Source organism: Pseudomonas fluorescens group sp. (assembly GCF_020093335.1).
GTDB lineage: Bacteria > Pseudomonadota > Gammaproteobacteria > Pseudomonadales > Pseudomonadaceae > Aquipseudomonas > Aquipseudomonas petroselini.
The window spans coordinates 1-23,332 of record NZ_JAIOKW010000050.1; the positions used below are offsets into that span (position 1 = coordinate 1).

Here is a 23,332-nt window from a genome sequence, read left to right on the forward strand (position 1 = left end):
CCCGCCCAGGCGCTGCCGGACCACCTCACGCCCCAGGCGAAAATCACCCAGCAATTGCGCTTCATCTTTATTGGCTTGAAGCACTGGCAAGGGCTGGGCAGCACTGAATAAGGCAATCACCCCGACGAGTGAAAACGCTTGGCGGTGGTGTAGTTTTTGTTCCAGTAGGTGTTGCTCAAGGAATCGATACGGACGTTCTTGCCTGTGCGTGGCGAATGGATAAATTTGCCCTCGCCTACATAAAGGCCCACGTGGCCGACCTGGCCGCGCCCATTCCCCTTGAAAAACACCGCATCGCCGGGCTCCAGTGCGTTGCGTTTGATGGTGGCGGCAGTCGACCGCTGCATGGCCGTCGTGGTGCGCGGTAGTTGGATATTGGCTTGGGTCTTGAACAGATAGACCAGGAAACTGCTGCAATCGAAGCCCTGATCCGCCGAGGTGCCGCCCCACTTGTAAGGCGTACCCAGCAGTTCATGGGCGCGGTCGACCACATCATCGATAGACGCTTGCTTCACTGACGCCGTGAACGAGGGATGGGAGGTCAGATTGGCGGAAGCCGATGAAAGAGTGAAAGACAGACCCACGATAACCAGGCAACAAAATGACTTGAACATGATGGACGTCGCAGTGAATTAAACACGGCGCACAGCCTACTGTTCTCGCAGGTAAGCTGATGGACGCCGATTCCGCATACCCTGTAGGGAAAATCCGAAAATGCCCATCGCGCGTGCAACCAGCAATAATTCGCACCAATTTGGCGCACCCCAAGAATCTCCTCTCGCCCTATTTAGTGGCGTCAACGTACTGCCTACAGGCAATTCCTACTTTCCCTTGAGATTGGCAAGCCCCTTGCTCTAGCTGTTTCATCGCTCACAGCTGGAAGCTTCCTGATGCTGGTGATCCACCGCAGAATCGCCCCTCAAGCCCTCTGGGCCGCCGAGCTGCTGCTGAATTTCGAAGCACGCAGCAAAAGCCGCCTGCGCTGTTTCAGTGCCGACGGTGAAGACGTCGGCCTTTTCCTGGAGCGTGGCCAGCCACCGCTGCACGATGGCGAATTCCTACAGGCTGAAGACGGACGCGTCGTACGTGTGTGTGCTCGGCCTGAACAACTGCTGCACGTGACCTGCAGCAATGCGTTTGAACTGACCCGTGCGGCGTATCACCTGGGCAATCGCCACGTGGCGTTGCAAGTGGGAGACGGCTGGTTGCGCCTGCTTGATGACTATGTGCTCAAGGCCATGCTCGAACAGTTGGGTGCGCAGACTGAAACCATCGAGGCGCCGTTCCAGCCGGAGCATGGCGCCTATGGCGGCGGCCATCATCATTCGCGCCATGGCGACGAAGATTTCAACTACCCCCCCAAGCTGCACCAGTTCGGCGTACGTCTATGAACCCAGCCTGGGCGCTGCTGCGTCTGGCCAGTCCGCAATTGCCGATTGGCGGCTACAGCTATTCCCAGGGCCTGGAAATGGCGGTGGAGAACGGCCGTGTCGCTGACGCGGCCAGTGCGCGACGCTGGATCAGCGACCAGTTGCTGCTCAACCTCGCGCGCTTCGAAGCCCCGCTGCTGCTCGCCCATTGCCAAGCCGCGCTGGAAGCGGATTGGCCACGCCTGGCGCAGCTGTGTGAAGAACACCGCGCCAGCCGCGAGACCCGCGAGCTGTATCAGGAGAGCCGGCAGATGGGCTACTCGCTGCAACAACTGCTCAATGGCCTGCCGGAACTGGACGACGCCGCGCGACGTTTTCTCGAACAACACACCGAGCCGCACCTGGCCTTGGGCTGGGCCCTCGCCGCCCGTGCCTGGCGCATCAGCCCCGCCGACGCACTCGCCGCCTGGCTGTGGAGCTGGCTGGAAAACCAATTGGCCGTGCTGATGAAAACCCTGCCGTTGGGCCAGCAAGCCGCCCAACGCCTGACCAGCGAATTGCTGCCGCTGTTGCAACAAGCCCAGCAGGACGCCAGCCGCATCGACCCCAACCCTCTCGGCAGCGCCGCCTTTGGCCTGTCCCTGGCGTGCATGGCCCACGAGCGCCAGTACAGCCGCCTGTTCCGTTCCTAGGAGAACACACTCATGAACACACAACCTTTGCGCGTCGGCATCGGCGGCCCGGTAGGCTCCGGCAAGACCGCCCTGACCCTGGCCCTGTGCCTCGCACTGCGCGATCGCTACAACCTGGCCGTGGTCACCAACGACATCTATACCCGCGAAGACGCCGACTTCCTGGTACGCAACCAGGCCCTGGCACCGGAGCGCATCATCGGCGTGGAGACCGGCGGCTGCCCGCACACCGCGATTCGTGAAGACGCCTCGATCAACCTGGAGGCGGTCGACCAACTCAACCGTCGCTTCCCCGGCCTGGACCTGATCCTGGTGGAGTCCGGCGGTGACAACCTCTCGGCCACCTTCAGCCCGGAGCTGTCCGACCTGACCATCTACGTGATCGATGTGTCTGCCGGCGACAAGCTGCCACGCAAGGGCGGGCCCGGCATCTGCAAATCCGACCTGTTGGTGATCAATAAGATCGACCTGGCACCGCTGGTCGGCGCGTCGCTGGAGCTGATGAACAGCGACACCCAGCGCATGCGCAACGGTAAACCCTTTGTGTTCAGCAACCAGAAAACCGGTGTCGGCCTGGAGGAGATCGTCGCCTTCATCGAACGCCAAGGCCTGCTGACCGCCGCCTGATCAACCCATAAGGAACCTGTCCATGAGCCTCAAAAAACTCCTCGCAGCGGCCGCCCTGCTGCTGGCCCCCGCCCTGGCCTTTGCTCACCCGGGCCACGGCGACAACGGCCTGGTGGCCGGTATCAGCCATCCCCTGAGCGGTATCGACCACTTGCTGGCCATGGTGGCGGTCGGCTTGTGGGCCGCCCAACAAAAAGGCGCGGCGCGCTGGGCACTGCCGTGCACCTTTGTCGGCACCATGCTGATCGGCGGCGTGCTGGGTTTTGAAGGCTTGGCGTTGCCGGCGCTGGAAAGCGGGATTGCGGCGTCGGTGCTGGCCCTGGGCCTGGCGGTAGCGCTGGCGGTGCGTCCGCCGCTGTTTATGGCGGTGGGTGCGACGGCCTTGTTCGCGTTGTTCCACGGCGTGGCGCATGGTTTGGAGCTGCCGGACATGTCCAGCCCTTGGGCGTATGCAGCCGGGTTTGTCGGTGCAACGGCGGTGCTGCACGCGGCCGGTTATGCGGTGGTGCGCTTTCTGCCGGCGGCAGCGGCGCCGTTGGTGCGGATTGCCGGGGCAGCTTCGGCGGCGACTGGGGTTTGGTTGCTCGCTGGCTGATTTGCAGCGCTGCTGAAGGCTCCTTCGCGAGCAAGCCCGCTCCCACAGTTGACCGAGTATATCCTTGAAATACGGTCCAGATGTGGGAGGGGGCTTGCCCCCGATAGCGGTAGACCAGACACCACCGAACCCAAGCCTGCTACCATGCGCGCCTACACCCCTGCCGTGACGACGCCAGCCAATGCCCAGCGCTTTCCAACCCTCCTTGAACACCCTGCTAACGCACTTCCACCGCCTGATCGTGCCGCTCTGGCAAGGCCCCGGCTGGAATGCCGACTTGGCATTGCCCTATGAGGCGCTGGACGCCGATCACCAGCCACTGCCCCCACAACGCTACCGCGCCATGGCCTGCGCCCGGCAGTTGTACCTGTTCGCCAGCCTGATCGGCGAGCCCGATGCGGCGTTTGCCGAAGAACGCGCCGCGGCGTTGTTCCGCTCTCTGCAACGGCACTTCCACGACGCCGAGCACGGCGGCTGGTTCTACAGCATCGACCCGGCCGGCCAGCCGCTGGACAAGCGCAAAGACCTCTACACCCATGCGTTCATCATCTTTGCCTGTGCCCACTACTGGGCCAAGGTGCGCGAACCGCTGGTGGAGTCGGTGCTCAATGCTGCCTTGGAAGTCGTCGCCGAGCGGTTTTCCACCGGCGACGGTCTTTACGAAGCCGTGCTGGAACGCAATTGGTCGTCCCTCAATTCCGGCCCGTTGCAGAATCCCTTGATGCATTTGGCCGAAGGCTTCCTCGCCACCCTCGCCGTGCGTGAAGACCCCCAGGTGCAGGCAGCCCTGTTGGCGTTGGCGACGGCCATGCAGCAGCGCTTCATCGACCGCCAGCACGGCGTGATGATGGAAAAACCGCTGGGCGCGGTGGATAACTGGTTCGAGCCGGGGCACCAGTTCGAGTGGTTCTTCTTGCTGGAGTCTTCGGCGGTACTGCGCGGTACGCCGCTGCATGCTTCGCTGACACGGGCCTTCGCCTACGCAGAGCTTAAGGGTGTGGATAACACCAGCGGTGCGGTCAGCGGCATGCTGGCACTGGACGGCACGATGCGCGACGGCACCCAACGCATCTGGGCCCAGGCCGAGTACCTGCGGGCACTGACCTTGCGGCCGAACAGCGAAGCGGTGCTGCAACGCCAATTGCTGGCGCTGCAACAACGCTTCCTGCATGCCAAAGGCTGGCATGAATGCCTGGATGCCCAGGGAGCGGTGAGCCGGTGGGATATGCCTTCCACCACGCCGTATCACTTGGCAACCTGTTACCAGGGCCTTAAGCAATCCATTTGCGATCCCCGGTAAAGCTGATCGTCAGCCAGCGCGCCGCATCCGGCGTGCCAAGCCCTGTGGATATTTCTTCGCGCAGCTCGTCCAGGGTCGCGACGTTATCCACCGGGTAATCCGCCGGCAACACCACATGAATTTCGATAAACCGCGCCCGCCCGTGCTTTTGCACATAGGACACGTAGTCGTCGAAACCATGCTTGGCCTGCGCCGCCTCCATCACTTCACGCACCTTGTCATCCAACTGGTCCGGGGCGATCCCCAGCACCTCGCGCAATGCCGGACGCAGGATCTTGAACGCCGGCGCCAGCATGCTCAGGGCCAGCAGGATCAGGATCAACGGGTCGACATACACCGCCCACTCGCCATAGCCCTGGGACTTGAGCAACAGCGCTGCCAGGAAGCTGATCAGCAAACCCACCGACAGCATCGCGTCCACCAGCCAACTGATGTTGTCGAACTGGATCAGCGATGATTTCAGCGTGCGATTGCGGTAGCGCACGTAAAAGAAGTAGGCAAACTCGACGACGGTAAACACCGCCGCATAAATGATCACCAGCCCCAACTCGATCTCGCGTCCGCCATTGATAATGCCGAACACACCGTTGAGAAATGCATAGATGGCGATCAGTAGCAGGAAACTGCCTTCGATCAGCAGCACCATCGGCTCCAGGTGCCAATAGCCGAACTGGAAGCGCTCGTTGCTTTTCTTGGCGATCAGCCTGGCTGTGATCAGCATCAACACCTTGATGGCGGTGGCGATCAGCGAGAAAAAGCCGTCGAACAGAATCGATTGGGCGCCGGATACCACACCCGTGACAATCCCGGCGATCGCCACGGCGAACATCAGGATGGTCGATTGTTTGAGCAGTGCCTGCTCACCTCGGTTACTCACATTTCCTCCTGTCAAAACCTTTGTGGTGAGAGGGCTTGCCCCGCTCACCCCCGAAAGGTATTTCAGCTTTTGGCACCGCGCTCAATCGCAAACCCAGCCCACGTCTGGCTCACCGGCATCAACTCCAACCGGTTGATATTCACGTGCGCCGGTGTGTTCAGCACCCAGAAGATCGTGTCGGCAATGTCCTGCGGCTGGATCGGCTCGGCACCTGCATACGTCGCGTCATACCGTGCCTGGTCGCCACCGAAGCGCACCAGCGAGAACTCGCTCTCGCACAGGCCTGGCTCGATGTTGGTGACGCGCACGCCGGTACCTTGCAGGTCGCAGCGCAGGTTCAGCGAGAACTGCTTCACGAACGCCTTGGAGCCGCCATACACGTGGCTGCCTGGGTACGGGTAGCTGCCGGCGATGGAGCCCAGGTTGATGATCCCGGCGCCACGGCCGTGCGCAATCAGGCGCGGCAGCAGCAGGCTGGTGGTGGTCAGCAGGCCCTTGATGTTGGTGTCGACCATGGTTTCCCAATCGTCGAGGCTGCACTTGGGCGCAGGGTCAGTGCCCACGGCCAGGCCGGCGTTGTTGATCAGCCCACGCAACGTGGCGAAGGAGGGCGGCAGGTTGGCGATGGCGTCTTCCATGCCCTTGCGGTCACGCACATCCACGACCAAGCCATGCACTTCGGTCTGCTTGGAAAGCTCTTCGACCAGCGCATTCAGGCGGTCGGCGCGACGGCCAGTGAGCACCAGTTTCCAGCCGGCGTCGGCAAAGCGACGGGCGCAGGCTTCGCCGAAGCCTGAGGTTGCGCCAGTAATAAACAGCGTGTCGGACATGGTGTTCTCCTTGCGGGCATCGGGAAAAAAATCAGCCAGCAGAATGCCTTTACGCGGCGCTTGCGGCAACCGCTACGCACACCCGTCCACGCCCAGCTGATCATTTTTTAATCGGCCCGAGCAACGCCATATGAACCGTGGCTTGCAGCCATATGCGCGCAGGTTATCCACAACTGCGCCCACAGTCTTTGGGGGCAAGTGCAAAAAGCCTCAGGCCTCTATACACAAGGCCTACAGGCGGTTTTAGAAAGTTTTTTGCTTGACCTCGGCCGGAGCGTATGTAGGCCCATGGGCAGGGGGAAATTTCAGACGATGGCTCCAGGCCAGTCATTCCGGCCTCTGCGGCCGTCTTTCCAGAGTTTAGTCACAGACTTATCCACAGGATGAACAGACTTTTTCCGGTCACATACCTGTGTCTTTAAACAGGTTGACAAACCCCTCGATCGGTCGCAAAAAAGCCACTGATCAAAAAACAACCACAAGCCTGAAAGCCACGGTTTTAAAGGCGTTCAGCCAGCTACTCCCACGTTACCCACAGCCGGTTCCACAGTGGATGGGGACAAGTCAAAACTGTGACAAAACAGGGATTTGCGGCGGCTATATGTCGCGCTTTGGAGGCGGGCTGGATTTGTTTTCCACAATTTGGTGGAGCGCGTGTGGACACCCTAAAAACAAATCTGGATCTGCTCAATGTGGGAGGGGCACCGCCCCTCCCACAGGGTTCCTGCATTATGAGTTAGATCAGTGACCGCCGAGGTAGGCGTTGCGCACTTCCTCGTTCACCAGCAATTCCTTACCGGTACCGGTCAGGCGAATCTCGCCATTGACCATCACATAAGCCCGGTCCGACAGGCGCAGCGCATGGTTGGCGTTCTGCTCCACCAGGAAGATGGTCATCCCGGTGGACGCCAGCTCACGCAGTGTGGAAAAGATCTGCTTCACCACAATCGGCGCCAGCCCCAGGCTCGGCTCGTCGAGCAGCAGCAGCTTCGGCCGGCTCATCAGTGCACGGGCGATGGCGAGCATTTGCTGTTCGCCGCCGGACATGGTCATGGCACGCTGGTTACGCCGCTCCTTGAGACGTGGAAACAGCTCGAACATGCGCTGCATGTCTTCCTGGGCAAACTTGTCGCCAATGGGGATGGTGCCCATCAGCAGGTTTTCCTCGACGGTCATGTCGGGGAACACCCGCCGCCCTTCCGGCGACTGCGCAATGCCGTTGGAGGCGATGTAGTGGGACGACTTGTGAGTAATGTCCACGCCGTTGTAGAGGATCTGCCCCGACTCGGCCCGTGGCTGGCCGAAGATCGACATCAGCAACGTGGATTTGCCCGCGCCGTTAGAGCCGATCAGGCTGACGGTTTCGCCTTCGTTGATGTGCAGCGAGACTTTTTTCAGGGCCTGGATCGGGCCGTAGAACACGTCCAGGTCCTTCATTTCGAGGATAGGTCCGCTCATACCAACTCCTCTTCGTCGGCGCCCAGGTAGGCAGCAATCACTTTCGGGTCGTTGCGGATCGCGTCCGGCCCCCCTTCGGCGATCACGTTGCCATGGTCGAGCACCACGATGTGGTCGGAAATACTCATCACCATGCCCATGTCGTGTTCGATCAGCACCACCGTGAGGTCGTGTTCGTCGCGCAGCAGGCGAATCATCGCGCTGAGGGCTTCGGTTTCCTGGGGGTTGAGGCCCGCAGCGGGTTCGTCCAGGCAGATAATCTGCGGCCGGGTGCACATGGCGCGGGCGATTTCCAGGCGACGCTGCTGGCCGTAGGAGAGCTCACCGGCCAGACGGTTGGCGCAGTCCACCAGGTCGACGACTTCCAGCCAGTAGAAGGCGTGGTCAAGGGCGTCGCTTTCAGCCTTGCGGTAGCCCTTGGTGTTGAGGATACCCGCGAGCATATTGCGGTTGACCCACATGTGCTGGGCCACCAGCAGGTTTTCCAGCACCGACATTTCCTTGAACAGGCGAATGTTCTGGAAAGTCCGCGCCAGACCGGCACGATTGACCAGGTGGGTGCCGCCGAACATCTTGTAGTACACGCGGCTGAAAAAGCTTTTGGGTGACACGAAGTCGATGGCCTTGAAGCGCTCGCCCAACAGCTGGATCACGTTGGTCTGCTGGCCACGGATGTTGAGTTCGATCTTGCCGCCACTGGCTTTGTAGAAGCCGGTGAGGCAGTTGAACACCGTGGTCTTGCCGGCACCGTTAGGGCCGATCAGGGCGAAAATCGAGTTGCGTTCGACCTTGAGGCTCACGTCGCTCAAGGCCTTGATGCCACCGAAGTGCATCATCAGGTGTTCCACGGAGAGCACGACTTCCTTGCTCATGGCGCCACTCCTTTACGTGGGGTCACACCGGTACGGCTGATGCGGATCAAGCCGCGCGGTCGCCAAATCATCATCACCACCATCAACACGCCAAACAGCAGCACGCGGTATTCGGAGAAGCTGCGCAGCAGTTCAGGCGCAACGGTCAGCACGAACGCCGCAATCACCACGCCCACCGTCGAACCCATGCCGCCCAGCACCACGATGGCCAGGATCAGCGCCGATTCGAAGAAGGTGAACGACGACGGGTTGACGAAGCCCTGGTAGCTGGCGAAGAACACACCGGCCAAACCGGCAGTCGATGCACCGATAGTGAATGCCGAGAGCTTGACCAGCACGTGGTTCAGGCCCATGGAACGGCAGGCGATCTCATCTTCGCGCAGGGCTTCCCAGGCGCGGCCGACCGGCATGCGGGTCAGGCGGTGCTTGATGTACAGCACGGCCAGCACCACCAGGAACAGCACGATGTAGATGAAGAGGAATTTGATATTGGGGTTGTAGTCGATGCCGAAGAACTCATGGAAAGGAATCCCGCCATCCTTCGCGCGCTTGCCGAACTCCAGGCCGAGGAAGGTCGGCGACGGCACCGGCATGCCGTTTGGCCCACCGGTAAACGACAGCCAGTTGTTGAGCACCAGGCGGATGATTTCACCGAAGCCCAGGGTCACGATGGCCAAATAGTCACCGTGCATTCGCAACACCGGGAACCCGAGTATGCACCCCGCCAACGCCGCAGCGATGGCCGCCAGTGGCAGCACCGTCCAGAAGCCCAGGCCCAGGTATTGATAACCTAATGCCAGACCGTAGGCGCCGATGGCGTAGAACGCCACGTAACCCAGGTCGAGCAGGCCGGCCAGGCCCACCACGATGTTCAGGCCCAGGCCGAGCAATACGTAGATCAGCCCGAGGATCACCACCGTCAGCAGGTACTTGTTGGCGAAGATCGGGAACACGATGGCGATCACGATCAGTGCCGGGATGATCCAGCGCAGTCGCGACTTGTAGTCCGGGGCGAGCACGTGCACGCCAGAGCCACTGGTCTCGAAGCCCTGCAGGATCTTCAGGCCCTTGGGGGTTTGCAGGAACAGGCTCATGGCAAAGCGGCCGACCATGACGATGGCCACCAGCAGGCCCACGCGGGCCGGTTCCAGGTTGAAGCTGTAGCCGTCGAGTACAACGCCGACGATCGGACCGAACACGATCAACGAAATCAGCCCGGCGAGGACCGTATCAACCACACTTTTCTTGATATCGATGGGTTTGGCAGCAGACATGTTTACACCTTCGCCACGAGTGGGCGACCAAGCAGGCCCTGAGGACGGAAAATCAGAATCACCACCAGCAGGGAGAAACTGAACACGTCTTTGTAGTCAGAGTTGATCAACCCCGAGAACAACGACTCGGAGATACCGAGGATGATCCCGCCCAGCATTGCCCCAGGCAGGGAGCCGATGCCGCCGAGTACCGCCGCAGTAAACGCCTTGATGCCGATGATGAAGCCGGCATAGAAGTCGAAGGTGCCGTAGTTGAGGGTGATGAGCACGCCGGCCAATGCCGCCATGGCGGCACCGATGACGAACACGTAGGAGATCACCCGGTCGGTGTTGATGCCGAGGATCGAGGCCATCTTGCGGTCTTGCTGGGTTGCGCGGCACATACGGCCGAGCTTGGTGTACTTGATGATGTAAGTGAGCAACGCCATGCCGGCAAACGCCGCCACGAGGATGAACACCTTGGTGTACGTGAGCTGCACGAACCCGCTGCCGATATCGACACGCCAGGCCCCGGCCAGCAGGGTGGGAATGCCTTGTTGTTTCGCGCCCTGGGCGATCTGCGCGTAGTTCTGCAGGATCAGGGAGATGCCGATGGCGCTGATCAGCGGGGCCAGGCGGGTGGAATTACGCAGTGGTTTGTAGGCGACACGCTCGATGACCCAACCGTAGACGCCAGTGACGACGACGGTGAAGACCAAAGTGCCAAGAATGAGCAGCGGGAAGGATTCGATGCCGAAGTAAGCCAGCAGTGCCAGACTGATCGCCGCGAGGTAAGCGGAAATCATATAAACCTCGCCGTGGGCGAAGTTGATCATGCCAATGATGCCATAGACCATTGTGTAGCCGATGGCGATCAGGCCATAGACCGACCCGAGGGTCAGGCCGTTGACCAGTTGCTGCAGGAAAATACCATCCATAACGCAATCTCACGCGGTGAGCACCTGCACACCGGTGGGTGTGCGGCGCTTCTGGAGGAAAAGACAGATTTCAATAACAACACCACTCCCCTGTGGGAGGGGGCTTGCTCCCGATTGCGGTGCGTCAGTCATGCATGTGTTGGCTGACACTGCGCTATCGGGGGCAAGCCCCCTCCCACATTGGAACGGTGGCGCTCAGTCTTACTTCTGTTTTTCCAACTGGTGGTATTTGCCGTCTTTATCCCACTGGTAAACTACGTAGTCGGAGACTTTCAGGTCACCCTTGGCATCCCACGTCTTCTCGCCCATGACGGTTTTCACCGGGTGAGCCTTGAGCCACTTGGCGGCGTCTTCGCCTTTGTTGGATTTGGCACCGTTGAAGCCGGCGGCCAGGGCCTGGACCGAGGCGTAGGCGTAAAGGGTGTAGCCTTCCGGCTCGTAGCCAGCCTTACGGAAGTCATCAACGACCGCCTTGCTGTCTGGCAACAGGCGTGGGTCGGCACCGAAGGTCATGTAGACGCCATCGACGTACTGGTTGCCACCGGCGGTTTTCGCCAGTTCGTCGGTCACTACGCCGTCGTCGGACATGAATGCGGCCTTGAGACCGGCTTCACGGATCTGGCGAACCAGTGGGCCGGCTTCAGGGTGCAGGCCGCCGAAGTAGACGACGTCGGCACCAATGGAGCGGATCTTGGTGACCAGGGCGCTGAAGTCTTTCTCGCCACGGGTCAGGCCTTCTTCCAGCACCGGCTTGACGCCGCGCTTGGTCAACTGGGCAGCAGTGGCGTCGGCCAGGCCTTTGCCGTAGGTGTCCTTGTCGTTGATCACCGCGACTTTCTTGCCCTTCAGCACGTCGACGATGTAATCGCCGGCGACGATGCCTTGCTGGTCGTCGCGGCCGCACATGCGGAACATGGCGCCCAGGCCGCGCTCGGTCACTTGTGGGTTGGTGGAACCTGGGGTGATCGCGATGATGCCCGCTTCGTCATACACCTCGGACGCCGGAATGGTGTTAGAGGAGCAGAAGTGCCCGACCACGCCGATCACTTTGTCCTGGTCCGCCAGGCGGTTGGCCACGGCCACGGCCTGCTTGGGTTCGCAGGCATCATCGCCGGCAACCAGCACGATTTTCTCGCCGTTGATACCGCCGGCCTTGTTGATCACATCGGCTGCCGCCTGGGCACCCTTCATGTACTGCTCACCGAAAGCGGCGTTGGCACCGGTCATCGGCCCCGCAACGCCAATCTTCACATCAGCTTGAACAAACGTAGAAACACCCAGCGCCGCAGCAACGGCGAGGGCCAGAAAACCTTTCTTGTAAAACGTCTGGGACATGAGTGGTGCTCCGATATTTTTGATTTTTGGCACGACAACTTGCGTTCAAACTTTTCACTGAAAGCCCAGAGCAAAGCGCGTGCCATTAGGTTTTTATTCTTCAAAAAGACACGGTGTCATTGTTATTGCAGGCGTTTCGGCGCCTTTTGCCAGGACGTGCAACCGCCTGGCACACGGAGGTGCAACCAATGACTGCAAAAAGTACAACCCTGGAAGGTGGCACCTGCAACCAGAGGGATAAACGACAGCTCCTGCAGCTGTAACAGCATGCGTAACGGAACTGCACATTTACAGTGCGTGATTGCTACGACTTGCACCAATACAGATTAGTAGGCTGCTAAGAAAATGCAGGCTTTTGAGCGGTATTTCGTTGATCAGATCACGATCCTCAGGCATTGCCCGGCGTGATACAGCGAGAATCCAGCTTCATATAGACAGCTACGCAGGCCTACGCCGGCCAACGGTTGCATCGGCGCGAATGGAATCGGCAGCGCCTGGGGATTCTGGTGACACACATAGTCGGCAAACGCCTTGCCGACCACGCTGCCAGTGGTCACGCCGCGCCCGTTATAACCGGTGACGGCCAACAGTCCCGGAGCGGGTTCGAACAGGCGCATCAAGTGATCCGGGGTGAAGGCGATACAACCGGTCCAGGTGAATTCCCACTGCACCGATTTGAGGTACGGGAAGTAATGCCGCTGCACCCGATCAGCCCACGCCTTGAGGAACCAAGCGGGTTTCTGGTTGCCGTTGCCCAAGCTGCCGAGCAACAGGCGGCCATCGGCATCGCGGCGGATGCTGCTCAAGACCTGGCGTGTGTCCCAAGAGCCTTGGCCGCCGGGGAGGATTTGCCTGGCGGCGTCGTCGGTCAGCGGGGCCGACGCGACCTGATAGTAATAGCCGGGGAAGAAATTACGCCGCAGCTCGGTCCATTCGCCTTCGGTGTAGGCGTTGGATGCAATCACCACCTGTGCAGCCTGCACTGAACCTTGCGCGGTTTGCACCGACCAGTGCGCACCCTGGCGCTCAAGTTGGGTGACGGGAGAATGGTCGAACAGCTGCCCGCCCAGGTCGACTGCCGCGTTGGCCAAACCGCTGGTGTAAGCCATCGGATTCAAGGTGCCGGCACGTCTGTCCAGCAAGGCGGCGGCGATTTTGCGCGTGCCCGTAGCGTCCTCGCAGGCCTGGCCGGTGAGTAATTCCACCGGTGCGCCACGACGCTTCCATTGTTGTTCACGGCTGCGCAAATCTGCCTCGCCACGGGCGTTGTGCGCCATGTGCAAGGTGCCCTCGCGGCGCAATTGGCAATCAATGTTGTACTTGTCGATCAGGCTGAACACCAGCGACGGCGCCGCGCCCAACATCCGGTTGAGCTGACTGCCCACCGCCTCGCCGAAACCGGCTTCGATCTCGTCCGGCGGGATCCACATCCCCGCATTCACCAGCCCCACATTGCGCCCCGAACCGCCGTGGCCAGTACGATGGGCCTCCAGCACGGCAACGCTTTTACCCTGTTCCAACAAATGAATGGCCGCCGACAGGCCGGTGATGCCGGCACCAATCACGCACACATCGACCTTGACCTCGCCGCTGAGCGCAGCGCGATCCGGCCGGCTGGGGGTGAGGTGTTCCCACAAACATGTTTCGCGCAGTGCCATTGCCAGACTCCGATGAGACCTAACAAACAACAATCTTGATGTGTAAATGAGATCAAATGTGGGAGGGGGCTTGCCCCCTCCCACATTTTGACCTCACTCCAACTTAAGGGATCAGTCGAAGGTGATGCCTTGAGCCAAAGGAAGCTCCAGCGAGTAGTTCACGGTATTGGTCTGGCGACGCATGTACCCGCGCCACGCATCCGAACCCGACTCACGCCCGCCACCGGTCTCTTTCTCACCGCCAAACGCGCCGCCGATTTCCGCGCCACTCGGGCCGATGTTGACGTTGGCGATGCCGCAGTCGCTGCCGACCGCCGACATGAATTGCTCGGCTTCACGCACGTCGGTGGTGAAGATGCACGACGACAAGCCTTGCGGCACGGCATTGTTCAGGCGCAGGGCTTCGGCGAAGTCGCTGTAGCCCACCACATAGAGAATCGGGGCGAAGGTTTCGGTGCACACCACATCGCTTTGCTCGGGCATTTCCACAATCGCCGGCGACACGTAGTAGGCGTTGGGGAACTTGTCTTCCAGTTGACGCTTTCCACCGAACACCTTGCCGCCTTCGCTCAAGGCTTGCTCCAGGGCGTCCTGCATAGCGTCGAAACCATGCTTGTCGATCAGCGGGCCGATCAGGTTGCCTTCCAGCGGGTGGCCGATGCGTACTTTGGAATAGGCTGCCTTGAGACGCGTGACGATTTCTTCTTTGACCGACGCGTGGGCGATCAGGCGGCGCAAGGTGGTGCAACGCTGGCCGGCGGTGCCGACGGCGCTGAACAGGATCGCCCGTACGGCCATGTCCAGGTCGGCGCTTGGGCCGAGGATCATCGCGTTGTTGCCGCCCAGCTCAAGAATGCTGCGGGCAAAACGTGCGGCGACCTTCGGCGCCACTTCACGGCCCATGCGCGTGCTGCCGGTGGCGCTGATCAGGGCGACGCGCGGGTCATCCACCAGCGCGGCACCCGCGTCGCGGCCGCCGATGATCACTTGGCTCAGGTACTCGGGAGCGCCGTCGAATTGCTTCAACACGCGCTCGAACAGCGCCTGGCAGGCCAGGGCGGTGAGCGGGGTCTTTTCCGACGGTTTCCAGATCACCGCGTTGCCGCACACCAGGGCCAGGGTGGTGTTCCACGCCCACACGGCCACCGGGAAGTTGAAGGCGCTGATCACGCCGACCACACCCAGCGGGTGCCAGGTTTCACGCATGTGGTGGCCCGGACGCTCGGAGGCGATGGTCAAACCGTACAACTGGCGCGACAGGCCGACGGCGAAGTCGCAGATGTCGATCATTTCCTGCACTTCACCCAGGCCTTCCTGGGTGATCTTGCCGGCTTCCCAGGACACCAGCTCGCCCAGGTCGGCCTTGTATTCACGCAGTACATCGCCAAATTGACGTACCAATTCGCCACGGCGCGGTGCCGGCACTTTGCGCCAGGCTTCGAATGCATGCTCGGCGCGACTGACCTGTTGCTCCACCTCGGCCGCGCCCTCCCAGTCCACGGCGCCGATGCGACTGCCATCAATCGGCGAATGCACAGGCTGTTTGCCCGACTGGTACAGCGCCGGGTTTACCCCGAGACGATCAAGCAATGCGGCAACCATGGGTCACTCCTTCAATCTGCAAACAAAAAATTGCGCCGCGGCCCGCACGGCGATCCAGGCCTTATTTGTAGCTGGCCCAAGACTTGCCAACAAACGACGATTAGGCGAGATATCATTCCGTTTATTCATGCAAAGAATAAAAAGAGGCGTGCCTTGCTGAACAAAAGACATTTGCCCTCGATCACTGCCCTGCAGTGTTTCGAAGCCGCGACCCGCCACCTCAGCTTTACCCGCGCCGCCGAGGAGCTGAACCTCACGCAAAGCGCGGTGAGCAAGCAGGTGGCGCAGTTGGAAGAATTGCTGCAACACCTGCTGTTTCGTCGGGTGCGCCGCCGCTTGCAGATGACCCCGGCGGGTGACCTGTACCTGGTGGAGGTGCGCAAGATCCTTACGCAGGTGGAGATGTCCACCCACTATTTGCGCTCCTATGGCGGCGAGACCGAAGTGTTGCGCGTCTCCACGCCCTACACCTTCGGCGCGCGCTGGCTGGTGCCGCGCCTCAAGGGCTGGCGGCTGCGTCATCCGCAGATCCACCTGGACCTGTGCAACGAGCAGGACGCGGACGACCTGCTGCAAGGCAAGGCCGATATGGCCTTCTACTTCGGCCAGGGCTCACGCCCCGGCACCGAGAGCCTGAAACTCTTCAGCGAGGAGCTGGTGCCGGTGTGCGCGCCGGAGAGCTTGCCGGCGCAGCCGTTCACCGATCCCACGCAACTGAGCGACCTGGTGCTGCTGCAAAACGCCTCGCGGCCACAGGGCTGGCATGACTGGTTCGCCAGCCAGGGCTTCCACACCGAGCACAGCTATCACGGGCCGCGTTTCGACACCTTCTATATGTGCATTCGGGCCGCGCAGGTAGGGTGTGGTGTCGCGCTGCTGCCGCGGTTTCTGGTGGAGGAGGAATTGGCCGACGGTAAGTTGGTGATTCCTTGGCAGCATGCGATGCCGAGTCAGGACGCGTATTACCTGGCCTACCCGGAGCATTCGGCGGAAGTGCCCAAGGTGCGGGATTTTGTGAAGTGGATGATGGAGCAAGTTATTTAGTGCCTGGAATACCGCTATCGGGAGCAAGCCCCCTCCCACAGTTGGAATGCATTTCAACTGTGGGAGGGGGCTTGCTCCCGATAGCGCCGGTGGCCTTGGCAAAAAAATCACTGGCAAACCGACCCACGTCTATGCGCCACTAGCCCCCTTCCTTAATTGTGCGTAAAGGTCGGCACCCATCGCCGACCCGTCTGGAGATTCCCGTTATGAGCGAGAGTGTGTTTGCCGATCGCATCGTGCAGAACTTGCTCGACACCGACTTCTACAAGCTGACCATGATGCAGGCGGTGCTGCACAACTACCCCAACGTGGAAGTTGAATGGGAGTTTCGTTGCCGCAACAGCGAAGACCTGCGCCCGTACCTGGCGGAGATCCGTTACCAGATCGAACGCCTCGCCGAGCTGAGCCTGAGCCCGGATCAGTTGGGCTTCCTGGAGCGCATCAGCTTCATGAAGCCGGACTTCCTGCGGTTCCTCGGGCTGTTCCGCTTCAACTTGCGTTACGTGCAGACCGGCATCGAGAACGGCGAGCTGTTCATCCGCCTGCGCGGGCCGTGGCTGCATGTCATCCTGTTTGAAGTGCCGATGCTGGCCATCGTCAGCGAAGTGCGCAACCGCTACCGCTACCAGACCGTGATCCTCGAACAGGCCCGCGAACAGCTGTACCGCAAGTTCGACTGGCTGACCGCCAACGCCAGCAGCGACGAGCTGTCCGAGCTGCAAGTGGCCGACTTCGGCACGCGCCGACGCTTCTCGTACCGGGTGCAGGAAGAGGTGGTCAGCGTGCTCAAGCATGACTTCCCTGGGCGCTTTGTCGGCACCAGCAACGTGCACCTGGCCCGCGAGTTCGATATGAAGCCGCTGGGTACCATGGCCCACGAATGGATCATGGCCCACCAGCAACTCGGCCCGCGCCTGATCGACAGCCAGATCGCCGCGCTGGACTGCTGGGTCCGCGAATACCGTGGCCTGCTGGGTATCGCCCTGACCGACTGCATCACCACCGACGCGTTCCTCGGCGACTTCGACCTGTACTTCGCCAAGCTTTTCGACGGCCTGCGCCATGACTCCGGCGACCCGGTGCAGTGGGCGGAAAAAGCCATCGCCCACTACCACAAGCTCGGCATCGAACCGATGAGCAAGACCCTGGTGTTCTCCGACAGCCTGTCGCTGCCCAAGGCCCTGGAAATATTCCGTGCGCTGCGCGGTCGGATCAATGTGAGCTTTGGCATCGGCACCAACCTGACCTGCGACATTCCAGGTGTCGAGCCGATGAGCATCGTGCTTAAAATGACCGCCTGCAATGGCCAGCCCGTCGCGAAGATCTCCGATGAAGCGGGCAAGACCCACTGCACCGACCCGAATTTCGTCGCCTATTTGCGTCATGTTTTCAAAGTACCTGCCATCTCTAGCAAGGAGTGAATCATGCAAGCCGTACAGCGTGAGATTGCTGAACAGCTCAAGGTCCAAGCGCCGTTTAACGACCAGGCCGCCCTTGAGGCCGAGGTTGCCCGCCGCGTGACCTTTATCCAGGATTGCCTGCGCAATTCCGGGCTCAAAACGTTGGTGCTGGGCATCAGTGGTGGCGTCGACTCCCTGACTGCCGGCCTGCTCGCCCAACGCGCGATGCAGGAACTGCGCGCCAGCACCGGTGATGAGGCCTACCGTTTTATCGCCGTGCGCCTGCCCTACGAAACCCAGTTCGATGAGCTCGACGCCCAGGCCTCGGTGGACTTTATCGAGCCCGACGAGCGTCACACCGTGAACATCGGCCCAGCGGTGAAAGCCCTGGCCAATGAAGTGGCGGCGTTCGAAGGCAAGGCGGCGGTGTCCCGCGATTTCGTGCTGGGCAACACCAAGGCGCGCATGCGCATGGTGGCGCAGTACACCATCGCGGGCGCGGCGGGTGGGCTGGTGATCGGTACCGACCATGCGGCGGAAGCGGTGATGGGTTTTTTCACCAAGTTCGGTGATGGGGCCTGCGATTTGGCACCGTTGAGCGGGCTGGTGAAGAACCAGGTGCGTGCGATTGCACGGCACTTTGGGGCGCCGGAGTCGCTGGTGGAGAAGGTTCCGACGGCCGACCTGGAAGACTTGTCACCGGGCAAGCCGGATGAAGCGTCCCATGGCGTGACCTACGCCGAGATCGATGCCTTTCTGCACGGTGAGCCGGTGCGTGAGGAAGCGTTCAAGATTATCTGCGAGACGTACCGCAAGACTGAGCACAAGCGGGTCATGCCGTTTGCGCCGTGAGGTGAACCAGATAGGCTGGTGTTGACTGTTAGACCGCTATCGCAGGCAAGCCAGCTCCCACAGTTGACCGGGTTCCAGCATGAGAATGCGGTGGAATGTGGGAGCTGGCTTGCCTGCGATGAACGATGACTCGGTTCAACTGACCGCCCACAAAAAAGCGCCCTTCAGGGCGCTTTTTTTTCGACCGGCGTCGGCTTACTTAACGGTCACAGTGCCTTTCATCATCGAGATGTGGCCTGGGAACGAGCAGAAGAACGCATAGTCAGTCCCGGCGGCCAGCTTCGACACGTCGAAGGTCACCGAATCTTTCTCGCCGGCACCGATGATTTTGGTGTGGGCGATGATGCGGTCGTCACCTGGCTTCAGGTAGTCCTTATCAATACCGGCAGCCATGCCATCGGTGGCCACCGGCTGCATGTTGGCCGCACTGGTCAGCACCCAGTTATGACCCATGACGTTTTTCGGCAAGTTGCCGGAGTGAGTCAGCTCGACGGTGAATGTCTTGCAGCTCTTGTCGATTTCAATGGCTTTGGTGTTGAAGGACATCTGGTCAGTGGAGTCGACGGTGACCTTGCACTCTGCAGCAAGCAACTGGCCGCTCGCCAGAGTCAGCAGGGAAACAGCAACGAGTTTGGCAAACATGTGAATCTCCAAGGCAGGGTTTAAACAATACGTCATGCGACAAGGGTGCCTGATACAGGCATAAATTCTTATGATCTGAATCAACAGATTGTATACAACTTTAGGCTATCAGACTGATCAACACAATCAACCAGCCAAAGTACTGCCACCTGCCTATGATCGGCCCATCACCCACTGGAGTCCGAGCCATGCACCTCAATCAACTGTTCAACGGCCTGTTGGCTGCCTACGCCTGCGGTAAGTGAAGGCCAAGCGCACCTTGAAGCTGCTACCATGTCGTCCCAAGGCAGCTGCGTGCCGCCACCCTCACCTTCGACCCTAGAGGATCGCCCATGGCCAAACCTAATTACTCCTTCGCCAAACGTCAGAGAGACTTGGCCAAGGAACAGAAGAAAGAGGAAAAACTGCAACGCAAGAAAGCCGCTGCAGACGAAGAAGCCGGCGCACTGAACCCGGATGCTGAGGGTGATGTTGAAGTAACGAGCGACGCGACCGAAACACCAAAAGATCCGGCTGAATAATTTCCTTTGTGCTGAGCCGGCGCCTCCGGCTCGGCACAATCAACCGTTATTCCAGCGGCATCACCGTCACCCGCACTTCCGGGTCATGGTTCCCCCCTCCCAGAATCACCCCTCGCAACGGCGACACATCAGAGAAATCCCGGCCCCAGGCCAGGGTGATGTGCTCCAGTGCCGGTTGCACATTGTTCGTCGGATCAAAATCCACCCAGCCCGACACCGGGCAATACACTGACACCCATGCATGGGACGCATCGGCGCCGATCAGCCGTGGCTGGCCGGGCGGTGGCTGGGTGAGCAGGTAGCCGCTGATGTAGCGCGCCGCCAGCCCGCGCGAGCGCAGGCAGGCGAGCATCAGGTGGGCGAAGTCCTGGCACACACCGCGTCGTCGCTCCAGCACCTCTACCAGCGGCGTGGCGACCTGGGTGGCTTCGGCATCGAAGGTGAACTCGCTGAAGATTTTCTCCATCAGCGCCTGCACGCCCAGCAACAACGGTTTGCCCGGCGGGAAACAACTTTCTGAAAACTCGACGAAGGTTTTTTTCAGGTGCACGTAGGGCGATTCAAAACGGTAGCGGCAAGCCTCGATCAGCTCGGGGGACATGGCCTGGCTGCTGTAGGTGAGGCTATCGCGGGTCTGGTCCCAGGGCGGCGACTGCCGGAAATCCAATGCCGGCCGCGCCAGCACTTCCACGGTCAGCCCGGCGTTCACCAGTAATTCATCATGGGGTCGCTCAAAGGCCAGGCGCGTTATCGGGTTGCCGAACACATCCAGCTCATCGCGACGTGACGATGGCTGCGGGCTGATCTCCAACTGCTGCGAACTGCAGCGCTGCCAGGCGCACGGCCGAGGCCACAGGTGCGCCAACTGCTGGGCCAGGGACACCGCGCTGTCGTAGTGGTAATGGGTATCGTGGAAAATCTGGTAGCGCGCACTCATCACACCGACACCGTTTGCTGGCTGACATCATCCACATGGGCGAAATGGCGCAAGGCCAGGCGATCCGACACTTGCCCACTCTCATCGGCGACCGCTTGCAGCAGGTCCGCCAGGCCATCCAACGCGGCACGCACACTGGACTCGCCAAACAACGGGTTCTCCAGGCAGCCCAAGTCGAAACGCGCCAAACGCTCGATCAACGGGGCGAGACCAGTTTCCCGAGGCACGCCGAAATCATCGTTGAGCCGCCGCAGGGTGCGGCTCACCAGTTTCAATTGGAACAACACCGCATGGGGGTTCTGCTCGTCCAGCAGCAGCAGGTCGAGCACCGGGATCAACTGCGGCACGGCCAGGTAACGCGAGCGGTAGGTGATGCTGCTGTTGCCCAGCTCCAGCAACCACTCCAACCCCGCCTGATCAAACACCGCCACGCCACGCAAAAACGCCGCGAGGCTGCTGCTGAGGAATTGCAGGCGCTCGATGCGCCGGCCCATCATCAAGAAGCGCCAGCCTTCGTCGCGGGTCATGTCGTCCAGGGCAAACCCGGACAGCGCCGCCAGGGACATCACCAGGCGGTTGAGGAAATCCAGCAATTCGCCAAAGTCCGGGGTGTCGCTTTCCAGCTCCATGGCTTCGCGCTGCAGCTCTACCAAGGCCTGCCAGTTCTCCCTGGACAACTTGCCGCGCACCTGGGATGCCGCCCACTGCAAGCGTTGCAGGTTGGCGCGCAAGCTCGATGGCCAGTCGTCACCGAGCAGCGCAGCCAGCAGGCGTTCGGGCAACTCGCCCTCCTCCGGCAGCAGGCGCAGGTTTTCACCCAGCTCGACGGCCGCTTGCAAGGCCAACGGATCGTCGCCGTCCACATAGCGCGCCAGCACGATGCGCAACCAGCGCGCGCTGTCATCACAGCGCTCGCAGTAACGACCAAACCAGAACAGGTTTTCCACCACGCGGGACGGCAGATAAGGATCGCGGCGCACCAGGTCGTGGGCGCCGATCGCGCGCTGCGCGCGCCACTGCTCGCCACCGGCGGCGCGTTCACCCAGCACCCACGTGTCCTTGCTTGCCCCACCGCGCTGCATCGACACCACTTCGGCATCAGCCTCGGCGGCCACCCGCGTCAGGCCACCGGGCAGCACACGGTAACCCTCGGCGCTGGCCACGGCGTACACGCGCATGCCGATGGCGCGGTGCTGCAGGTGGTCATCCACGGTGTGCCATACCGGCGCCTGGGACAATTGCGCCAGTTCCTGGGCGACGTAGGCGTAAGGGCGCGCGCGCATGCGCTCGGCCAGGGCCTGGCGTTGTTCATCGTTCAGGTCACGGCCGAATACCGGGGCGAAACTTTGCGACGGAAACGCGGGCTTGATCAGCAGTTCCGGCAGTTTCTCCAGGGCTTCGGCAAGCACCGGTGCTTCACCGCACCACCACGTGGCGATAGACGGCAGGATCAGCGTTTCACCGAACAGGAATTCGTTGATCTTGGGTAAAAAGCCAAGCAAGCCAGGGGATTCCAGCACGCCACTGCCCAGGGCATTGGCCACCAGCACATTGCCTTGGCGCACGGCATCGAGCAGGCCAGGCACGCCGAGGGCCGAGTCGGTGCGCAGTTCCAGCGGGTCGCAGAAATCGTCATCCAGGCGGCGCATGATCGCGTGTACCCGGCGCAGGCCGCTGAGGGTTTTCAGGAACACGGTGCTGTCGCGCACGGTGAGATCGCCGCCTTCCACCAGCGGGTAGCCGAGTTGGCGCGCGAGGTAGAGGTGTTCGAAGTAGCTTTCGTTGAAACGGCCTGGCGTGAGCAGCACGATCAATGGCGGCTGGTCATCACTGGGCGCCTGGCGGGCCAGGGTTTCCTGAAGCGTGCGGAAAAAACCGGTGAGGTGCTGCACCTGCAGGTCACGGTACAGGTCCGGAAAGGCACGGGACACGATGGTGCGGTTTTCCAATGCATAGCCAGCACCCGACGGCGCCTGGGTACGGTCCGCGGTGACCCACCAACGGCCATCCGGGGTGCGCGCCAGGTCCACGGCGTACAGGTGCAGGAACGCACCGTCCGGCGGCTGGATGCCCTGGCACGGCCACAGGAAATTGTTATGCCCGAACACCAGCTCGGCCGGCAGCAAGCCCTCTTTGATCAGGCGTTGCGGGCCGTACAGGTCGGCGAGCACGGCATTGAGCAGGCGCGCACGCTGGGCGATCCCGGCCGACAGGTGCCGCCATTCATCAGCGGCCAGCACATGGGGCAGCAGGTCCAGTTCCCACGGACGGTCGGCGCCCTTGGGGTCGGCGTAGACGTTGTAGGTCACGCCGTTTTCCTGGATCTGCCGCGTCAGCAACGCCTGACGCTGGGCCAGTTGCGCGGGGGTGCTGCGTTGCAGGTGGTCAAGCAGGCGTCGCCAATGGGCACGTACCGCACCGCTGTCGTCCAGCAATTCGTGATAGGTGCCCGCGGTCAGCGGGTAACGGTCGAGCAAGTCGGACATGGAACGCTCGGCAGGGGCAAGGGGGCTCAGTTTAATTCAAATT

General features: G+C 61.2%; 22 protein-coding genes and 1 pseudogene. 10 read left to right on the forward strand and 13 right to left on the reverse strand.

Going from position 1 to position 23,332, the window contains the following annotated elements; translation table 11 throughout:
• Positions 1-111, forward strand: a pseudogene (locus tag K7431_RS28255) (TetR family transcriptional regulator); the annotation flags it as partial.
• Positions 112-116: 5 nt separating this feature from the next.
• Here the strand turns inward: K7431_RS28255 and K7431_RS28260 are convergent.
• Positions 117-614: a C40 family peptidase gene (locus K7431_RS28260; protein WP_012721950.1), complete on the reverse strand. Its 498-nt coding sequence runs from the start codon at positions 612-614 to the stop codon at positions 117-119.
• Between the two features lie 276 nt (positions 615-890).
• Here K7431_RS28260 and ureE point away from each other — a divergent pair, with 276 nt between their 5' ends.
• The 5 genes from ureE to K7431_RS28285 all read left to right on the forward strand — a co-directional run bounded on the left by ureE (position 891) and on the right by K7431_RS28285 (position 4,584).
• Complete coding sequence (ureE, locus tag K7431_RS28265) at positions 891-1,391, forward strand: urease accessory protein UreE (protein ID WP_012721949.1); 501 nt, start codon at positions 891-893, stop codon at positions 1,389-1,391.
• Entirely contained in the window at positions 1,388-2,062 is a 675-nt protein-coding gene (locus tag K7431_RS28270) for an urease accessory protein UreF (RefSeq protein ID WP_012721948.1), read from the forward strand. The genes ureE and K7431_RS28270 overlap by 4 nt, the downstream gene beginning before the upstream one ends.
• 12 nt (positions 2,063-2,074) lie before the next feature.
• Positions 2,075-2,689, forward strand: coding sequence for an urease accessory protein UreG (gene ureG / locus K7431_RS28275; protein WP_012721947.1), 615 nt, complete (start codon positions 2,075-2,077; stop codon positions 2,687-2,689).
• Positions 2,690-2,711: 22 nt separating this feature from the next.
• Positions 2,712-3,284 carry a HupE/UreJ family protein gene (locus K7431_RS28280; protein ID WP_012721946.1) on the forward strand — a complete coding sequence of 191 codons (573 nt, stop codon included), beginning with the start codon at positions 2,712-2,714 and terminating at the stop codon, positions 3,282-3,284.
• A 181-nt stretch (positions 3,285-3,465) separates the two neighbouring features.
• Complete coding sequence (locus K7431_RS28285) at positions 3,466-4,584, forward strand: AGE family epimerase/isomerase (protein WP_012721945.1); 1,119 nt, start codon at positions 3,466-3,468, stop codon at positions 4,582-4,584.
• Here K7431_RS28285 and K7431_RS28290 read toward each other — a convergent pair.
• From K7431_RS28290 to amaB, 9 genes are all read right to left on the reverse strand, one after another.
• Complete coding sequence (locus tag K7431_RS28290) at positions 4,556-5,461, reverse strand: cation diffusion facilitator family transporter (protein WP_043204702.1); 906 nt, start codon at positions 5,459-5,461, stop codon at positions 4,556-4,558. The two genes, K7431_RS28285 and K7431_RS28290, sit on opposite strands and share 29 nt — an antisense overlap.
• 62 nt (positions 5,462-5,523) lie before the next feature.
• Positions 5,524-6,291 carry an SDR family oxidoreductase gene (locus tag K7431_RS28295; RefSeq protein ID WP_012721943.1) on the reverse strand — a complete coding sequence of 256 codons (768 nt, stop codon included), beginning with the start codon at positions 6,289-6,291 and terminating at the stop codon, positions 5,524-5,526.
• Positions 6,292-7,032: 741 nt separating this feature from the next.
• Positions 7,033-7,749, reverse strand: a complete 717-nt coding sequence (locus K7431_RS28300) for an ABC transporter ATP-binding protein (protein ID WP_012721942.1) — start codon at positions 7,747-7,749, stop codon at positions 7,033-7,035.
• Positions 7,746-8,621, reverse strand: a complete 876-nt coding sequence (locus tag K7431_RS28305) for an ABC transporter ATP-binding protein (RefSeq protein ID WP_012721941.1) — start codon at positions 8,619-8,621, stop codon at positions 7,746-7,748. Before K7431_RS28305 ends, K7431_RS28300 begins: the two co-directional genes overlap by 4 nt.
• Positions 8,618-9,895, reverse strand: a complete 1,278-nt coding sequence (livM, locus tag K7431_RS28310) for a high-affinity branched-chain amino acid ABC transporter permease LivM (RefSeq protein ID WP_012721940.1) — start codon at positions 9,893-9,895, stop codon at positions 8,618-8,620. The genes K7431_RS28305 and livM overlap by 4 nt, the downstream gene beginning before the upstream one ends.
• Before the next feature lie 2 nt (positions 9,896-9,897).
• Positions 9,898-10,812 carry an ABC transporter permease subunit gene (locus K7431_RS28315; protein WP_012721939.1) on the reverse strand — a complete coding sequence of 305 codons (915 nt, stop codon included), beginning with the start codon at positions 10,810-10,812 and terminating at the stop codon, positions 9,898-9,900.
• Positions 10,813-11,013: 201 nt separating this feature from the next.
• Positions 11,014-12,147: a branched-chain amino acid ABC transporter substrate-binding protein gene (locus K7431_RS28320; protein ID WP_012721938.1), complete on the reverse strand. Its 1,134-nt coding sequence runs from the start codon at positions 12,145-12,147 to the stop codon at positions 11,014-11,016.
• Between the two features lie 374 nt (positions 12,148-12,521).
• A complete protein-coding gene (amaA, locus tag K7431_RS28325) occupies positions 12,522-13,805 on the reverse strand; it encodes an L-pipecolate oxidase (RefSeq protein ID WP_012721937.1) in 1,284 nt (427 codons plus the stop codon).
• 111 nt (positions 13,806-13,916) lie between these two features.
• Positions 13,917-15,407, reverse strand: a complete 1,491-nt coding sequence (amaB, locus tag K7431_RS28330; protein ID WP_012721936.1) for an L-piperidine-6-carboxylate dehydrogenase — start codon at positions 15,405-15,407, stop codon at positions 13,917-13,919.
• A gap of 153 nt (positions 15,408-15,560) precedes the next feature.
• Between amaB and K7431_RS28335 the strand changes: the two genes are divergently transcribed.
• From K7431_RS28335 to nadE, 3 genes are all read left to right on the forward strand, one after another.
• The gene (locus tag K7431_RS28335; RefSeq protein WP_012721935.1) at positions 15,561-16,451 is read left to right on the forward strand and encodes a LysR family transcriptional regulator; all 891 of its coding nucleotides are present in this window, start codon (positions 15,561-15,563) and stop codon (positions 16,449-16,451) included.
• Between the two features lie 206 nt (positions 16,452-16,657).
• Positions 16,658-17,872 (forward strand): nicotinate phosphoribosyltransferase, encoded by a 1,215-nt coding sequence (gene pncB, locus K7431_RS28340; RefSeq protein WP_012721934.1) that lies wholly within the window; start codon positions 16,658-16,660, stop codon positions 17,870-17,872.
• A 3-nt stretch (positions 17,873-17,875) separates the two neighbouring features.
• Positions 17,876-18,703 carry an ammonia-dependent NAD(+) synthetase gene (gene nadE, locus K7431_RS28345; protein WP_012721933.1) on the forward strand — a complete coding sequence of 276 codons (828 nt, stop codon included), beginning with the start codon at positions 17,876-17,878 and terminating at the stop codon, positions 18,701-18,703.
• A 195-nt stretch (positions 18,704-18,898) separates the two neighbouring features.
• Here nadE and azu read toward each other — a convergent pair whose 3' ends face one another.
• Positions 18,899-19,345: an azurin gene (gene azu / locus K7431_RS28350; RefSeq protein WP_010213586.1), complete on the reverse strand. Its 447-nt coding sequence runs from the start codon at positions 19,343-19,345 to the stop codon at positions 18,899-18,901.
• Between the two features lie 332 nt (positions 19,346-19,677).
• Between azu and K7431_RS28355 the strand changes: the two genes are divergently transcribed.
• Positions 19,678-19,866 carry a hypothetical protein gene (locus tag K7431_RS28355; protein ID WP_043204701.1) on the forward strand — a complete coding sequence of 63 codons (189 nt, stop codon included), beginning with the start codon at positions 19,678-19,680 and terminating at the stop codon, positions 19,864-19,866.
• Positions 19,867-19,912: 46 nt separating this feature from the next.
• Here K7431_RS28355 and K7431_RS28360 read toward each other — a convergent pair whose 3' ends face one another.
• Together K7431_RS28360 and K7431_RS28365 are read right to left on the reverse strand one after the other, a co-directional pair.
• The gene (locus K7431_RS28360) at positions 19,913-20,803 is read right to left on the reverse strand and encodes a transglutaminase family protein (protein WP_043204700.1); all 891 of its coding nucleotides are present in this window, start codon (positions 20,801-20,803) and stop codon (positions 19,913-19,915) included.
• Positions 20,803-23,289: a circularly permuted type 2 ATP-grasp protein gene (locus tag K7431_RS28365; RefSeq protein ID WP_012721931.1), complete on the reverse strand. Its 2,487-nt coding sequence runs from the start codon at positions 23,287-23,289 to the stop codon at positions 20,803-20,805. Before K7431_RS28365 ends, K7431_RS28360 begins: the two co-directional genes overlap by 1 nt.
• Positions 23,290-23,332: the final 43 nt, after the last annotated feature.

Excerpts from the sequence above, each read along its gene's own strand:
- K7431_RS28355 (WP_043204701.1), top strand. The coding sequence starts at position 19,678 with ATGGCCAAACCTAATTACTCCTTCGCCAAACGTCAGAGAGACTTGGCC.
- K7431_RS28320 (WP_012721938.1), bottom strand. The coding sequence starts at position 12,147 with ATGTCCCAGACGTTTTACAAGAAAGGTTTTCTGGCCCTCGCCGTTGCT.
- K7431_RS28285 (WP_012721945.1), top strand. The coding sequence starts at position 3,466 with ATGCCCAGCGCTTTCCAACCCTCCTTGAACACCCTGCTAACGCACTTC.
- amaA (WP_012721937.1), bottom strand. The coding sequence starts at position 13,805 with ATGGCACTGCGCGAAACATGTTTGTGGGAACACCTCACCCCCAGCCGG.
- K7431_RS28305 (WP_012721941.1), bottom strand. The coding sequence starts at position 8,621 with ATGAGCAAGGAAGTCGTGCTCTCCGTGGAACACCTGATGATGCACTTC.
- ureG (WP_012721947.1), top strand. The coding sequence starts at position 2,075 with ATGAACACACAACCTTTGCGCGTCGGCATCGGCGGCCCGGTAGGCTCC.
- K7431_RS28300 (WP_012721942.1), bottom strand. The coding sequence starts at position 7,749 with ATGAGCGGACCTATCCTCGAAATGAAGGACCTGGACGTGTTCTACGGC.
- K7431_RS28270 (WP_012721948.1), top strand. The coding sequence starts at position 1,388 with ATGAACCCAGCCTGGGCGCTGCTGCGTCTGGCCAGTCCGCAATTGCCG.
- ureE (WP_012721949.1), top strand. The coding sequence starts at position 891 with ATGCTGGTGATCCACCGCAGAATCGCCCCTCAAGCCCTCTGGGCCGCC.
- livM (WP_012721940.1), bottom strand. The coding sequence starts at position 9,895 with ATGTCTGCTGCCAAACCCATCGATATCAAGAAAAGTGTGGTTGATACG.
- K7431_RS28365 (WP_012721931.1), bottom strand. The coding sequence starts at position 23,289 with ATGTCCGACTTGCTCGACCGTTACCCGCTGACCGCGGGCACCTATCAC.
- K7431_RS28360 (WP_043204700.1), bottom strand. The coding sequence starts at position 20,803 with ATGAGTGCGCGCTACCAGATTTTCCACGATACCCATTACCACTACGAC.
- pncB (WP_012721934.1), top strand. The coding sequence starts at position 16,658 with ATGAGCGAGAGTGTGTTTGCCGATCGCATCGTGCAGAACTTGCTCGAC.
- K7431_RS28315 (WP_012721939.1), bottom strand. The coding sequence starts at position 10,812 with ATGGATGGTATTTTCCTGCAGCAACTGGTCAACGGCCTGACCCTCGGG.
- amaB (WP_012721936.1), bottom strand. The coding sequence starts at position 15,407 with ATGGTTGCCGCATTGCTTGATCGTCTCGGGGTAAACCCGGCGCTGTAC.
- azu (WP_010213586.1), bottom strand. The coding sequence starts at position 19,345 with ATGTTTGCCAAACTCGTTGCTGTTTCCCTGCTGACTCTGGCGAGCGGC.
- K7431_RS28260 (WP_012721950.1), bottom strand. The coding sequence starts at position 614 with ATGTTCAAGTCATTTTGTTGCCTGGTTATCGTGGGTCTGTCTTTCACT.
- K7431_RS28280 (WP_012721946.1), top strand. The coding sequence starts at position 2,712 with ATGAGCCTCAAAAAACTCCTCGCAGCGGCCGCCCTGCTGCTGGCCCCC.
- K7431_RS28295 (WP_012721943.1), bottom strand. The coding sequence starts at position 6,291 with ATGTCCGACACGCTGTTTATTACTGGCGCAACCTCAGGCTTCGGCGAA.
- nadE (WP_012721933.1), top strand. The coding sequence starts at position 17,876 with ATGCAAGCCGTACAGCGTGAGATTGCTGAACAGCTCAAGGTCCAAGCG.